The 14044-nt window shown below is 64.1% G+C and carries 14 protein-coding genes and 1 tRNA gene; 9 read left to right on the top strand and 6 right to left on the bottom strand.

Features of this window, described 5'->3' with window-relative positions:
• Positions 1–35 precede the first annotated feature (35 nt).
• A complete protein-coding gene (locus GGC47_RS14345) occupies positions 36–1139 on the bottom strand; it encodes a septal ring lytic transglycosylase RlpA family protein (RefSeq protein WP_113252311.1) in 1104 nt (367 codons plus the stop codon).
• A 457-nt stretch (positions 1140–1596) separates the two neighbouring features.
• Between GGC47_RS14345 and GGC47_RS14350 the strand changes: the two genes are divergently transcribed.
• Positions 1597–1686 (top strand) — tRNA-Ser (locus GGC47_RS14350).
• Between the two features lie 79 nt (positions 1687–1765).
• Here GGC47_RS14350 and GGC47_RS14355 read toward each other — a convergent pair.
• Positions 1766–2350, bottom strand: coding sequence for a TetR/AcrR family transcriptional regulator (locus GGC47_RS14355; RefSeq protein WP_185747833.1), 585 nt, complete (start codon positions 2348–2350; stop codon positions 1766–1768).
• 84 nt (positions 2351–2434) lie between these two features.
• Here GGC47_RS14355 and GGC47_RS14360 point away from each other — a divergent pair, with 84 nt between their 5' ends.
• Entirely contained in the window at positions 2435–3502 is a 1068-nt protein-coding gene (locus tag GGC47_RS14360; RefSeq protein ID WP_429068432.1) for an aldo/keto reductase, read from the top strand.
• Between the two features lie 67 nt (positions 3503–3569).
• Here the strand turns inward: GGC47_RS14360 and GGC47_RS14365 are convergent, their stop codons facing one another.
• A complete protein-coding gene (locus GGC47_RS14365) occupies positions 3570–4469 on the bottom strand; it encodes a LysR family transcriptional regulator (protein WP_429068433.1) in 900 nt (299 codons plus the stop codon).
• 118 nt (positions 4470–4587) lie between these two features.
• Between GGC47_RS14365 and GGC47_RS14370 the strand changes: the two genes are divergently transcribed.
• Positions 4588–5205, top strand: a complete 618-nt coding sequence (locus tag GGC47_RS14370) for an FMN-dependent NADH-azoreductase (protein WP_113252322.1) — start codon at positions 4588–4590, stop codon at positions 5203–5205.
• Positions 5206–5223: 18 nt separating this feature from the next.
• Here GGC47_RS14370 and GGC47_RS14375 read toward each other — a convergent pair whose 3' ends face one another.
• Together GGC47_RS14375 and GGC47_RS14380 are read right to left on the bottom strand one after the other, a co-directional pair.
• Complete coding sequence (locus tag GGC47_RS14375) at positions 5224–5412, bottom strand: hypothetical protein (protein WP_113252323.1); 189 nt, start codon at positions 5410–5412, stop codon at positions 5224–5226.
• Positions 5413–5624: 212 nt separating this feature from the next.
• The gene (locus GGC47_RS14380; protein ID WP_248312670.1) at positions 5625–6554 is read right to left on the bottom strand and encodes a LysR substrate-binding domain-containing protein; all 930 of its coding nucleotides are present in this window, start codon (positions 6552–6554) and stop codon (positions 5625–5627) included.
• A 174-nt stretch (positions 6555–6728) separates the two neighbouring features.
• Between GGC47_RS14380 and GGC47_RS14385 the strand changes: the two genes are divergently transcribed.
• The 6 genes from GGC47_RS14385 (at position 6729) to GGC47_RS14410 (ending at position 13496) form a co-directional block, all read left to right on the top strand.
• Complete coding sequence (locus GGC47_RS14385; RefSeq protein WP_038367363.1) at positions 6729–7562, top strand: transporter substrate-binding domain-containing protein; 834 nt, start codon at positions 6729–6731, stop codon at positions 7560–7562.
• Between the two features lie 64 nt (positions 7563–7626).
• Positions 7627–8289, top strand: a complete 663-nt coding sequence (locus GGC47_RS14390; RefSeq protein WP_038367365.1) for an amino acid ABC transporter permease — start codon at positions 7627–7629, stop codon at positions 8287–8289.
• Positions 8286–9065, top strand: a complete 780-nt coding sequence (locus tag GGC47_RS14395; RefSeq protein WP_370954285.1) for an amino acid ABC transporter ATP-binding protein — start codon at positions 8286–8288, stop codon at positions 9063–9065. Before GGC47_RS14390 ends, GGC47_RS14395 begins: the two co-directional genes overlap by 4 nt.
• A 24-nt stretch (positions 9066–9089) precedes the next feature.
• Positions 9090–10211 (top strand): enolase C-terminal domain-like protein, encoded by a 1122-nt coding sequence (locus GGC47_RS14400; RefSeq protein WP_112762218.1) that lies wholly within the window; start codon positions 9090–9092, stop codon positions 10209–10211.
• Positions 10212–10306: 95 nt separating this feature from the next.
• Positions 10307–11596 carry an NAD(P)/FAD-dependent oxidoreductase gene (locus tag GGC47_RS14405; RefSeq protein ID WP_142020928.1) on the top strand — a complete coding sequence of 430 codons (1290 nt, stop codon included), beginning with the start codon at positions 10307–10309 and terminating at the stop codon, positions 11594–11596.
• A 145-nt stretch (positions 11597–11741) separates the two neighbouring features.
• Positions 11742–13496: a thiamine pyrophosphate-binding protein gene (locus GGC47_RS14410; RefSeq protein WP_142020927.1), complete on the top strand. Its 1755-nt coding sequence runs from the start codon at positions 11742–11744 to the stop codon at positions 13494–13496.
• Between the two features lie 36 nt (positions 13497–13532).
• Here GGC47_RS14410 and GGC47_RS14415 read toward each other — a convergent pair whose 3' ends face one another.
• Positions 13533–13979: a hypothetical protein gene (locus GGC47_RS14415; protein WP_429068434.1), complete on the bottom strand. Its 447-nt coding sequence runs from the start codon at positions 13977–13979 to the stop codon at positions 13533–13535.
• Positions 13980–14044 lie beyond the last annotated feature (65 nt).

A 14044-nucleotide genomic window follows, 5' to 3' on the forward strand; every position in this document is an offset into this window, starting at 1 on the left:
CAGAGCGCCCCGGCCGAAGTCAAGCCGGGCCAGCGTCAATTCCGTGCCAGCGATTGCAGCGTCTGCGGTGCCAGCCGGTTCAGCGGGTGATTGCCGGAGAAGCGCTCGCCCGGCGCCTTCTCGGGCGTGGCGAACAGGCTTGCGACATTGCCCCGCACCGGCGGCAAGGTCGTACGCAGGGTCGCGGGAACCGCGACCGGCCGGGCTGCGTTGGCAATGGTGTCGAGATCGAACGGACGGTTGGGCGGCAGCGGCGCGGCATGAACCGGCGTACCCGCAGCCGTCGAAACCGGCGTATTCAGCGGCCTCGAACTCGCCGAGGCCAAGCTGGCGACGACGGGGTCGCTCGGCGCGACGACGCGCGGCTGCGGCGGCGCATAAGCCTGCGCGACCGGCTGGCTGGCTGGCGGCGCGCTGACCGGGGCCGGTTCAGGCTCGAATGCGGGCTGTGTGTCCAGGTCCGGGGTCGGCGTGCGCGTGGTCGACACCCCGCTCGCGCTCGCGACCATGGTGCGCGCGCTGGTTCCGGGGATCGGAGCCGGCGAGCCGTCCGTGCGCAGCGTCGCAAGCAGGAGATTATCGTCCGAGCCCGCCAGCGAGGCCTGGCCGAGATATTCCATCTTGATGCGGGCCGTGCCGAGATGGCGGAAGGCCAGCGCCTCGGCCGTCTTCTGCGAAACGTCCATCAGGCGGCCGCCATGGAACGGTCCGCGGTCGTTTACGCGCACGATGATCGAACGGTTATTGAGGAGGTTGGTGACGCGCGCATATGCCGGGAGCGGCATGGTCGGGTGCGCGGCGGTGATGCTGTTGCGGTCGTAGACTTCGCCGTTCGAGGTTCGGCGGCCGTGGAAAGCCTCGCCATACCAGGAGGCCGTGCCGACGGCGCTGTAGCCGACGGGCTTTTCGAATGGGACGTAGCGCTTGCCCGCGACCGAATAGGCTTTTCCGACCAGCAGGCGCCCCCCGCCCTTCGGTACCGGCTCGCCATCGGCGATGACGCGCGGGCTGGCGGCGCCGTATTTCGACTGCGGAAAGGCGCCGATTTCCTTGGAGCGGCGACCGGCAACCTGATTTCCGGCGCAGTTGGCGACGAGCAGCCCGGCGAGAACCACGCAGCCGAGTCTTGCAATGGACATGGAGCCAGAGGGCGCCGTGATCGACCCGGAGTCTTCGGAGGACGTTTCCATGGTCGACAAGCGAGCGCCTCGAATCATGCCGTCATTCCGTCTTTCAAGCCAAAAACGTCGCGCCGGACCAAAGTCGCAAGCGCGACCTTGCCGAGTTTTCGGCTAATTCCATTAAGGGATCGTTAAACGAAGACAGCGCGACGCGCCGCCATCGGAGGGCCATCCCCTGCCTTGGAGCGGGCACAAAAGTGTCGGAAAACGGACACGTGTCAACCCGATCCGCCGACCCTTCGGTTTTTTCGGGGGAACGTTGCGCCTATGCCACGCTCGGAACAGGGTGGTCGCCGGGCCTCGAAAGCGGTCGAAAATCGCCGGATCGGCGTGATTTTGAGCCGAACGGCTGTGCACGGGACAGCTTCCGGGCCACTTGCAAAATCTGTGGGCGAGCGGCATTGAACGGGCCACCGGAAGGGTGGCCGAGTGGTTTAAGGCAGCGGTCTTGAAAACCGCCGTGGGTGCAAGCCCACCGTGGGTTCGAATCCCACCCCTTCCGCCATTGGTTGCCGATCACTGCATCGCCGCCAACTGGCATAGCGAACCATACCCCCGACACGCGCTCCAACACAGAACGAGCTTCATGGTCCAGCGAGGCTGCCTGGCTCGTCTTCGGCACCCAACCCCCTGAAGATGAGCGCTATGATCCTCGCTGCCTGAGCATCCCTGCCGCGATGGGATGGGATTTGCCAGAGGACTCCGAGAAGCATCAAAACATCATCGGCATTTGCATCGCGATCAATCGCGCCGGCGGTCTCGCATGCAGCGATGAGTGAACGCACTGCCAACAGCATCTGCTGATAGGTTTCGCGTTCGTCATCCTCGGACGTGGCCCCTTGCAGAAGTTTTGCCACGCCGCGCTTCATGGCGCTGGAATCCGCCACCTGGGCGCACCACAGACGAAATGCCTCCAGCGGCGGATGCTCCTGCAGAAGCGTGGATGCGAGAGCCGCAAGGGCGTTGATCTCCTTGCGATAAATCGCCAGGGCCAGAGCTTCCCGCGTCGGGAAGTGCCGATAGAGCGTGCCTTGCCCGACTCCGGCTGCCTTGCCGATGGCGCTGAGCGGCGTTTCGGGATCGGCGGTCAGGGCCTTTCGTGCCACCTCGAGGATGCGATCACGGTTGGCGCGGGCGTCCGCTCGCAATCCATCCTCTTGTGCAGCCATATCGCCTCTTGACTAAGCGGACAATTGTCCGTTATTTGGCAATAAGCGGACAGTTGTCCGAATATAGTGCATGTGGAGACGGACATGCAATATGCCAAGCTCGGCCGGACGGGCCTCGATATTTCGCCTATCGCTATTGGCTGTATGGGGTTCGGGGACCCGTCGCGCGGTTACCCTTCCTGGTCGCTCGACGAGGAAGCAAGTCGACGTCTCGTTCGCCATGCACTCGAGGCGGGCATCAATGTCTTCGACACCGCCAATTTGTATTCGAACGGTTCCAGCGAGGAGATCCTCGGGCGGGCCCTGAAGGACTTTGCACACCGCGAAAACGTGGTGATCGCCACCAAACTCAGCGCCCCCATGCGCGACGGACCCAATAGTATGGGGCTATCGCGCAAGGCGATCATGACCGAAGTCGATATGAGCCTCAGGCGCCTGGGCACCGACTATATCGACCTCTACCAAATCCATCGTCGTGACAGGACCACCCCCTGGGAAGAAACGCTCGCGGCCCTGAACGATGTCGTCAAGGCCGGCAAGGTCCGCTATCTCGGCGCATCGTCCATGAAGGCCTGGGAATTCGGCAAAGCGCTACACCTGCAGGAATCCAATGGCTGGGCCCGCTTCGTGTCGATGCAGGATAGCTACAATCTTCTCGACCGCGAGGAAGAGCGCGAGATGCATCCGCTTTGCATCGATGAAGGGGTGCAGACCATCATCTACAGCCCTCTCAACCGCGGCCGGCTGGCCCGGCCGTGGGGTGTGACCACTGCACGAGCGGAAAGCGAAGCGGTCTACAAGCTAGGAGCAGCCACGGCCGACAGCGACAAGCTGATTGTCGATGCGGTGGGGGCGATTGCGGAAGAACGGGGCGTCGGCCGGCCCATGATTGCGCTGGCCTGGTTGCGTCGCAATCCTGTGGTGGCAGCTCCGATCGTCGGTGCGCTGAAAGCAGAGCATATCGACGACGCCGTGGCATCCCTGTCGATCAGCCTCACCGACGAGGAGGCGGCACGGCTGGAGGCGCCCTATACGCCGCGGCTGGACCATCAGGGAGTGTCAGACCCGGCCATGCTGCGCCGCGCGGCTGAAACAGCCACAGGATACAGCATCAGCCGTCTCCCCGTCCGTGAACTGAGCAAGGTGACATGAACCTTGCTGGTTCTGGCGACTGACATGTCATCTTCGAGGCGATACTGACGAAAACTGTTTGACCGGATCAGAGCGACAGCCGGGCCTGCAGGTCGTTAAGGAGCCACCGGCCAGCCGGGCCAGGTACATGGTCCGCCATGCGGGCGGCGTAGATGGTCAGGGCGTTCGCCGGGTCACGGGCATCTTCGGCCAGCTCGAGCCGAACCAGATTGCCGGCTGCGAGATGATCGGCAATCAGATACTCCGGCATGCGGCACCAGCCGAAGCCGGCCAGCAGGAAATCCAGTCTGCGGCCGAGGTCGACAAAGCGCCACCGCGTGGCGCTGGCCAGGCCGTAATTGTTCGCTTCCCGATCGACCGGATCGGACAGGACGAGCTGGATATGGCGCTCCAGGTCGTCGCGGGTTGCCGGACGACCAAGCACTGCCAATGGGTGTTCGGCGCTGACCACGGGCGTCAGCGCCACGCGCAGGATCGGCGAAGCCACGACGTCCTCGGGCACCACCGGCAGCAGCAGGCAGAAGGCCAGTGCGACGTCGCCGCTGCGCAAACGACGCAGCGCCCCGCCCAGCCCCTCGGTCGAGAAGCTGATGGGAAGATGCGGATAGGCCTGGTGCAAAGCGCGCAGGCTTTCGATGAGCGGGGCGGTGGGCACCAGCGGATCTATGGCCAGGGCGAGCTCGGGCTCGATCCCGCCTCGCGCACCGATGGCGACGGCCTCGAAGCGTGCCGCGCTCGAAAGCACCAGCCGGGCCTGATCGACCAGAACCCGGCCCGTTTCAGTCAGGCGGGGGCGATGGGTGCTGCGGTCAAAGAGCTGGACGCCCTGCGCGGCTTCCAATGTCGCTACCGACTGGCTGATTGCCGATTGCGCGCGGCGCAATTGCCGCCCGGCCGCTGAAAAGCTGCCGGTATCAGCAATCGTCACCAGGACGCGCAATTGGTCGAGGCTGAGACTGCCGATCATAATCCATCTCATTAGCCGATAGAGATGATCACTTTATTATCGCTCTCGCCGCTGAATAGAAAGCCCTACATATCGTCCACATCTGTTCCGGCTGTTCAGCCCAAGCCTTGAGGACGCCATGCCCAACCTTCTCGTTGTCGAAACCAGCGCGCGCGGCGAGGCTTCGATTTCCCGTCAGCTGACCAAACGCCTTGTCGCCAATTGGCTCGAGGTGCACCCCGATGGCGCGATCGTGCGGCGCGACCTGGCCGTGGATGCGCTGCCGCACGTGACCATGCCGTGGTTATCGGCTTATTTCACGCCACCGCATGCCCATACCTCGGACATGGCCGAGCAACTGCGCCTCTCGGACGCGCTGGTTGCCGAATTGCTGGCAGCTGACGAGCTTGTCATCGCCACGCCGGTCTACAACTACAATATCCCGGCCAGCCTCAAAGCCTGGATCGATCACATCGTGCGCAAGGGCGTAACACTTGGCTTCGACGGCAAGGGACTGCTGATCGGCAAGAAGGCCACCGTGGTGCTGGCATCCGGCGGCATCTATGGCGAGGCCTCGCCCATCGACCACCTCAATTTTGCCCCGCGATACCTCACGGCCATTCTCAACGTCCTCGGCATCACCGATGTGAGGATCATCCACGGTGAAGGTGCCAAGGCCGTGGATATGGGTGAAGCAACGATGGACAGGTTCATCGACGCCGTCGTTCCGAAACTCGATCGTGCTGCGGCAGCCTGAGGCCGCTATCGATCGAAGTCAGCTCAGCGCGGTCCAGACCGCGTGACACAAGGACATCGCCAGGGCGAACACGGTTCCGGCGCCGATGGCGACCGCCAGGCCGACAGCAAAGTCCTTGAGCCAAGCGATCTGCTCATGCCGCTCAGAGGCTTGAAACGAGACAACCGCGGTGCGGCTTGTGTCGTGACGATACTTAGTCTGACCCACGATGACATCTCCCGGTCCTGTGCGGGCTACCGGGGCAAGCTGCGTTCCAGGGCCGTCGTCGGGAGGCGCGTTGCGCCGGCCGGTATGGGCAGCCACAGGGCATCTTCCAAAAGCTCAAAAGCCTACTTCACGGCGGGTCGCTTTTCGGAAGGCCGGTCAGATCATCGCCCGGTACCTTCAGCCGCCCTGCCGAACGACGGATGCGACGCGCATTACTGCGTCTTCAGCTTTCGATAGGTTCGCGTCTCGCGCGTGACCCAGCCGCGGAACGCCACCACGCTCGGCAATTGCGCCTTTCTTTCGGGATACACCGCATAATAGGAGTCGCCCGACAAGATCGGCGGTCCAAACGGCATATGGAGTTCGTTTCGAGCGAGCTCGGCTTCGATGTAGCAGACGGGCACGATGGCAATGCCGATGCCCTGGACCGCGGCATTGATGAGCATCTCGGTGTGCGCGAACCGGGTTCCCTGAATTCGGCCCTGATAGTTGAGCCCGGAAAGCCGCAGCCAATGCAGCCACATGCTGGGGCGGCTGGCGTTCTGCAGCATCGGGAATTTCGCGAAATCCTCGTTTTCAAGCTTCGTTCCGAGCTCCACCAGCTTGGGCGAAGCCACAATGGCAATCTCTTCGGCAAACAATTCGACCGACCTGGCGTTCAGCCAGGTCCCGACCCCTCGCAGAATGGCGATGTCGAGGCGCGTGGTTTCGAAGTCCAGATCCGCGGGCGCCAGCGTGACTTCGATCGGGATCTCCGCATGCGCGCGGATGAATGTTTCGATCCGCCTGGGGAGCCAGCGCGCGCCCAATGTCGGATGGGTGCCGATCATGAGGGAGCTATCGACGGAGCGCCCCCGCACGGCGTCGATGGTGATTTCCTGGAGCTTGTCCAGCGTCAGCGCGAGGTCCCGGTAATAGTTCGCGCCGACTTCCGTCAGAACCAGACGTGGTCCCGACCGGTGGAACAACGGCACGCCGAGAAATTTCTCCAGATTGTGGATCTGCCTGCTGATGCCGCTCTGCGTGAGGCCCAGATCCTCCGCCGCCTTGGTGAAATTCATGAATCGCGCTGCCGCCTCAAATGCGTGCAAAGCTGAGAGCGACGGTAGGTAACGTCTCATGAGAACCTCGGTGGCCATCATGATTAAAAGTCATCCTAGATGAAATTTTCAACGTTTTTGTTTCATCGGGGAGCCGGTCAAACTCGGTCCGTCCGGCTCGATAAAGAGAGCCTGAGCGACTGATCCGAGGGGACAGGCAACAGCTCAGGCGCAGAAAGCCAGAGCCGCCGGATGTGAACTGGAGAGGGGAAGAGTATGGACAGGCGTGAGTTCAACAAGCTGATCGGCTTTGGCGCGGTTGCCGGAGCAGCCGGTCTCTATACGGGGAAAGGCGCTTTGGCGGCCGGTTCCCTGGAGCGGATCAAAGCGTCAGGCACCCTTCGGATCGCAGCCGTGGCGGACGGGGCTCCCTACTATCAGAAGAGCGTCACCGACGGCAGCTGGCGCGGATTCTACATCGATATCTGCAAGAAGCTCGCGGACGATCTCGGCGTGAAGATGTCGATCCTGGAAACGACGTGGGGCAACTCGGTGCTGGATCTCCAGGCCGACAAGATCGACGTCTTCTTCGGCCTCAACCCCACGCCGGAACGGCAGAAGGTCATCGATTTCTCCGGCCCGGTCTTCAAGAACGCCTTCACGATGGTCACCAAGAAGGGCCTGGGAGCGAAGAGCTGGAGCGACTTCAACAAGCCGGAAATGCGGATCGCGGTCGATGCCGGTTCGTCGCATGACGCCGCCGTCACCCGCCTCGCGCCCAATGCCCAGATCTCGCGATTGAAGACGGCCAGCGACGCGACCGCTGCCTTGCAGGCCGGGCGCGTCGATGCGCAGTGTCTGGTTCTGATCCTCTCGCTCTCGCTGCGCGCCAAGAACGCCGCGCTCGGCGAGATCGTCATGCCGACTCCGGCCGATTTCACCACCTCGAATGCGGGCTTCCGGCGTGAGGCCGATCAGTCCTGGCGCGAATTCGTGGATGGCTGGATCAGCAAGGAACGCGACAGCGGCTTCATCAAGAACGCCGTCGTGAAGAACATGGAACTCGTCGGCGTCAAGGAAAGCGACTTCCCCCCCGGATTCGAAATCTGATGGTCTAATATGGCGGGGCTTTAAGCCCCTCCATGCTCGATTTCGATCACGGGACTTCACCACCATGTATGAATGGGATTTCTCCATCCTGTGGGGCTACCGCTGGTTGCTCCTGCAGGGTCTGGGCGTGACTGTGGCTTTCACGGCCGCGACGGTCGTCGGCGGCCTGGCCATCGGCATGACCGCGGCCATCTGCCTGCTGTCCCGCTTCAGGATTCTGCGCGGGTTCGCGCTCGGCTTCATCGAGGTCTTTCGTTGCACGCCGGTCCTGGTGCAGCTGATCTGGTGCTACTATGCGCTGCCGATGATCGCGGGCATCGAAATGACCCCGATCACCGCGTCGCTTCTCGCCCTCTCCTGCTATGGCGGCTCGTTCTACGCCGAGATCATCCGTGGCGGCATCGTCTCGATCGACCCCGGTCAGTCCGAAGCCGCTTCGGCGTTGGGAATGACGCCTGCGCTGGCCATGCGCCGCATCATCCTGCCCCAGGCTCTGCGCCGGATGCTCCCGGCGCTGATGAACCAGTCGATCCTGCAGTTCAAGAACACCTCCCTGGTGTCGGTTCTCGCTGTTCCCGACCTGGTCTATCAGGGCCAGATCGCGGCCCATGACAGCTTCCGCCCGCTGGAAACCTACTCGGCCGTGGCGGTCGCCTATTTCATGATCCTCTTCCCCCTGACGCTGTATGTCCGCCGCCGCGAGCGCCGCCTGGGAGAGGCCCGATGACAGCGAAAACGCCGATGATCGAGATCTCCGGGTTGCGGAAATGCTTCGGCCAGCTGGAGGTCTTGAAGGACATCAACCTGCAGGTCGAGCAAGGCGGCGTCGTCGCTTTGCTGGGGCCGTCGGGATCGGGCAAGTCGACGCTGCTGAGATGCATCAACTTGCTGGTGACCCCCGATGACGGAACCATCCGCGTCGGGGAAGCCAGCTTCCAGTTCGGGAAATCGGTCCAGCAGCCCAAGACCAGATCGCTGGCCGCGTTCCGCACCCGCACCGGCATGGTGTTCCAGAGCTTCAACCTGTTCCCGCACATGTCGGTGCTGGGCAACGTCATCGAGGCCCCCATCCATGTGAAGGGGCTGGACCGGAAGACGGCGACCGACCAGGCGATGGCGCAGCTCGAAAAGGTCGGGCTCGCGGACCGTGCCTCGCAGATGCCCGACACGCTGTCGGGCGGCCAGAAGCAGCGCGTCGCGATTGCCCGCGCTCTGGCCATGGAGCCGGAGGTCATGCTGTTCGACGAGGTGACCTCGGCGCTGGACCCCGAGCTCGTCGGCGAAGTCCTGCAAGCGATGCAGAAGCTCGCCGCCGACGGCATGACGATGGTGATCGTCACGCACGAGATCACCTTCGCGCGCGATGTCGCGGACCGCGTGGTCTTCATGCGCGACGGCTACGTCGTGGAAGAGGGCCCGGCGCGCGAGGTGATCGACACGCCGAGGATGGACGCGACGAAGACGTTCCTGAGCCATTTCCATAAGGGCGCGTCGCCCCGGTAAACGCCTGCACAAGAGTTCGATACGATGGAAACAGTCAGCAATTTGCGCGTCTTCCTGATCGAAAGCCCGATCAAGATGGCGAGGCAACAGGGCGTCGGCGACGTCAAGGGCACGGTGAAGCGCGTCCTCGTCGAATTGACCTCCTCCTCGGGCATCGTCGGCTGGGGCGAGGCTGCGCCGTGGGAGGTCTTCACCGGCACGGCCGAGGCCGCCGTCGCGGCCCTCGACATCTATCTGCGCCCGCTCGTCATCGGCGCCCGGGTCGATCGCATCCGCGCTCTGACATTGCAGATGAAGAAGGCGCTCGTCGGACATGGCGAAGCCAAGCTCGCGATCGAGACCGCGATGTTCGACATTCTCGGGCAGTCGTCGGGGCTCTCGATCGCGGATCTGCTCGGCGGCCGGGTTCGCGACACCATCCCCCTCTCCTTCTCCATCGCCGATCCGGATTTCGACGCGGATATGCGGCGCATGGAGGAGATGGTTCCGAAGGGCAACCGGATCTTCAAGGTGAAGACCGGGGTGAAGAGCCATGCCGAGGACGTCGCTCATCTCGAGGCGATGCGGAACGCATTCGGCGACCGGATCGACCTGCGCATCGACTATAATCAGGCGCTCCAGCCATTCGGCGCCATCAAGAAGCTGCGCGACGTCGACCAGTTCAAGCCGACCTTCATCGAGCAGCCTGTGCCGCGCGATTGCCTGGCGGCCATGGCCTCTTTCACCGCGGACCTGGACACCCCGATCCTCGCCGACGAGAGCTGTTTCGATGCCCGCGATCTGCAGGAGATCATCAGGCTGCAGGCCGCCGACGCCATCTCGGTGAAACTGATGAAGACCGGCGGCATGCTCAACGCGCAGGCGCTGATGGCGCTGGCCGATCTCGCCAGCATCCCCGGCTATGGCGGAACGCTTTACGAGGGCGGCATCGCCCTCGCGGCCGGGACGCAGTTCATCGCGGCGACGCCGGGCATCTCGCTGGGCTGCGAATTCTACATGCCGCATCACGTCCTCACCGAAGACGTGCTCGAGGAGAAGATCGAGAACCGCAACGGCGAGGTCGTCGTGCCCGATGGACCAGGTCTGGGAATTCGCGTGTCCGAGCGCTCGCTGAGATCGAACGCGCGCATCCTCGCCGAGCGCTGACGCCCGACTGAAAGCACCACCGCTTTTCCTGAGCCGCTCACGGCCCCGCCGTGACGGAGACGAGAACTATTGCCCAAATTCCAGGGGATATGGTTATGCCCAACGCCGCCAGAACGCACACATTGGTCATCGGCAGCGGCATCGTCGGCGCCTGCAGCGCGCTCGAACTCGTGCGCGCGGGCCATGCGGTGACCCTGATCGACATCGGCGAGCCGGCGGGCAGGCAGTCCGCGAGCTATGGCCATGGCTGCTGGATCAGCCCGGCATCCGTCGTCCCGATGTCGATGCCCGGCCTCTGGAAAAAGATCCCCGGCTATCTGCTGAATCCCGACAGCCCCCTCGTCATTCGCTGGCGGCATGTCCCGCGGCTGCTGCCGTGGCTGCTTCGCTTCCTCTGGGCGGGCTCCTCCGTCCCGCGCGTCGAGGCAACCGCCCAGGCGCTGAGCCAACTGCTCCATGACAGCCCGCAGCGCCACCAAGCCTTGAGCGATGAGCTCGGCACGCCGGAACTGATCCGCTGCGAAGGGCTGCTCTACGCCTATCCGGACAGGCGTGCCTTCGAGGCGGAGGCGCTGTCCTGGCATCTGCGGCGGATGACCGGGCTTCGGTGGCGGGAACTCGACGCCACGGCTCTGGCCGAAAGGGAGCCGGATCTCGATCGGCATTACGGGTTCGGGATTCTCGCCGAGGACGGCGCGCATTGCGTCGATCCAGGCCGCTACGTCTCGAAGATCGTCGAGATGGCAGCCGCCCGGGGAGCAAAGGTGATCCGGGCCAAGGCGGGCGGATTCGTGTTCGCCGGCGAACGGCTCGTCGGCGTCCGAACCGATATCGGCCTGATCGCATGCGATCAGGCCGTCGTGGCCGCAGGGGCATGGTCGAAGAGACTGGCCAGCGGTGCCGGCGACGAGATCCCGCTTGAAAGCGAGCGGGGCTATCACGGCGTCATTCCCCTGAATGCGGGAGGACCGCGCCACCCGGTCATGCCGAGCGACGGCAAGATGGCGAACACGCCGACGCTGGCGGGCCTGCGCCTGTCCGGCCAGGTCGAGCTGGCATCAATCGATACGCCCCCGAACTGGAGCCGCGTCGATATCCTGATCGGCCATGCCCGCCGGACCTACCCTGCGCTGGCCCGGATGCAGGAACTGAGCGTCGACAAATGGATGGGGCATCGCCCGTCGACGCCGGACGGCCTCCCGGTCATCGGAAGATCCACGCGATCCCCGAATGTCTTCTACGCCTTCGGACATGGTCATGTCGGCTTTGCCTCAGGGCCTGTGACAGGCCGCATCGTGGCCGAGCATCTGGCGGGGCTGCCAGGCGCCTTCGACATCGGCCCGTACTCGCCCCGGCGCTTCAGGCTCGGACGGATCGAGCCATGAGGGCCGGCATCGTCGGTTGCGGCAGCTCGAGCCAACCCGCCGTCCCGGACAGGCGGCTAATGAATGCGAAACGAACCGCCCGCTTCCCGGCTCAACGGCCCGGTCGATACCAAGACATTGCAGGACATTGAAGGAGAACTCGGACATGCGTGGCGCGGATATCCTGGTCGAGATGCTGATCGGCTATGGCGTCGAGGTGATCTTCGGCGTGCCGGGCGACACGAACGTGCCGCTTTATGAAGCGCTGCAACAGAACGAGGGCCGCATTCGCCATGTCATGGCGCGCGACGAGCGTTCGGCGGGCTACATGGCCGACGCCTATGGCCGCTTCACCAGGAAGCCGGGCGTTTTCGAGTGCCCGTCGGGCGCCGGTGCCATGTATTCGCTGCCGCCGGTCGCGGAATCCAACGCCTCCTCGGTTCCCGTCATTCTCCTGACGATCGACATTCCCCTGCCGGGCGAGGGCCGCGGCGTCCTGACCGAGCTCGATTGCGCACGTCTTTTCGAGCCGATCACCAAGATGTCCGTGCAGGTCAAGTCGGCGGAAAAGCTGCCGGAGATCATCCGCCGCGCCTTTCGCGTCGCGACCTCCGGCAAGCCCGGCGCCGTTCACCTGCAGATTCCGGAGGATATGCTGATGGCGGAGGTCGATCCGGCCCGCATCTCCATGCATGTCGAGACGGAATGCATGGAGTTTCCGGCCTATCCGACGCTCCCTGCCCCGGAAAAGCTCGACACGCTGATATCGCTGCTGACCGGCAGCAAGCGCCCGCTGATCGTCTCGGGGGGCGGCGTCAACCGCTCCTGCGCCGGCCCGGACGTCACCGAGCTGGCCGAGCGCCTGAACATCCCCGTCTGCACGACGATGACCGGACAGGGCACCATGCCCGACGACCATCGCCTCGCGGTCGGCGTCATCGGCGACAACGGCTTCCATCCGCATGCCAATTGGGCGCTGGAACATGCCGACTTCGTGCTCTTCGTGGGCTCGCGGATGGGTTCGGTCGTCACCATCGGCTGGACCTTCCCGAAGATCACGCTGAACAAGCGCGTCGCCCAGATCGATATCGATCCGGAGGTCATGGCGAACAATTATCAGAACGTGGTGTCGGTCCAGGGCGACGCCAGCCTCGTCCTGCGACGCCTGATCGAGATGGCTCCCGCCGAGAACGATGCCGGCCGGACGCAGGGTTGGGTGGATCAGCTCAACGAGCTGCGCGCGAATTTCTGGGCGAATGCCGAAGCCCTGTTGAGCTCGGAGGCGACGCCTCTGCGGCCGGAACGGGCCGTGCGCTGCTTCAACGAGGCTCTGGAGCTCTACGGCAAGCCGGCTCACATCTATTCGGATGCGGGCACGCCGACGCCTCACATGACGCGTTTCCTCAAGCTCAAGGATCGCAGAACGCGCTTCGCCATCCCGCGCGCCTTCGGCGGCCTCGGTTCGGCGCTGCCGGCGACTGTCGGCGCCTGGTTCGCGGACAAGGAACGCCGGCCCATCGGCATGTTCGGCGATGGATCATTCGGGATGTCGGTCGGCGAATTGGAGACGCTGGTCCGGTTGCAGGTTCCAGCCATCCTCTTGCTGTTCAACAACGGCACTTTCGGATGGATCAAGGGCCTGCATCGCCTGAAAGGCCATAACCAGTGCTTCGGCGTCGATTTTACGCCGCCGCGCGGGCAGGCCATCGCCGAAGCCTTCGATGTGAAAGCCTGGACCGCGACGAACTCAGAGGAACTCGACGCGGCGCTGGCCAAAGCCTTCGCCTACACCGACGGGCCGTGCCTGATCGACATCCACGTCGAATCGATCGCGGACCGGGTGCCGCCGGTTTACTCATGGCTGACGAAGCGCGGCAAAGATCCGCTCAGTGTCGAGGCCGAGGACGTGCGCTACTTCTGACAGGCAGACATGCATCGAGGCGGCGGCGCGACCGCCTCACTCGACGGCCTTGCATTCCATCCTGACGCGCTCGCCCGGCTGGTTCGTCGTCTGGCAGGACACCTTGGCAGGGAGCAGCGGCGCGCTCTCCTGCGGAACTGTCGCGCGGACCGGCCCCGCCGAAACCGGCACAGTCCGGGCCGTCGACAGCCTTGCGGTCTGCTGAGGCCGGTGCCGTTCGACCGGCCGGCGCAGTTCCTTCAGCTGGATGGCGGGCTCGGAGAGCGGCACGGCTACAATCTCCTGCCGGGCGGGAGGCGTGTCTGCGATCACCAGAGGCGGCGCCTGCTCAGGCGTCGGCTTCCACGGCGTCCAGGAACTCAGCCGCGCAAAGGCTTCGACCGTCGGCTTGGTCAAGCTTTCCGCCGTCGGCATGGACTGCATGCAGCCCGATAGCGCGATCCCTGTCAGGCACAGGGCAGTCCGGTTCGAAATCGACAGCATGATCGCCCCATCTTGCTGTGGTTTTTGCTTTGCATCGGCGTTTTCCGACTGTTCGGGCCGATGCT

The organism is Allobosea sp. OAE752 (genome assembly GCF_050433265.1).
Taxonomy (GTDB): domain Bacteria; phylum Pseudomonadota; class Alphaproteobacteria; order Rhizobiales; family Beijerinckiaceae; genus Allobosea; species Allobosea spartocytisi.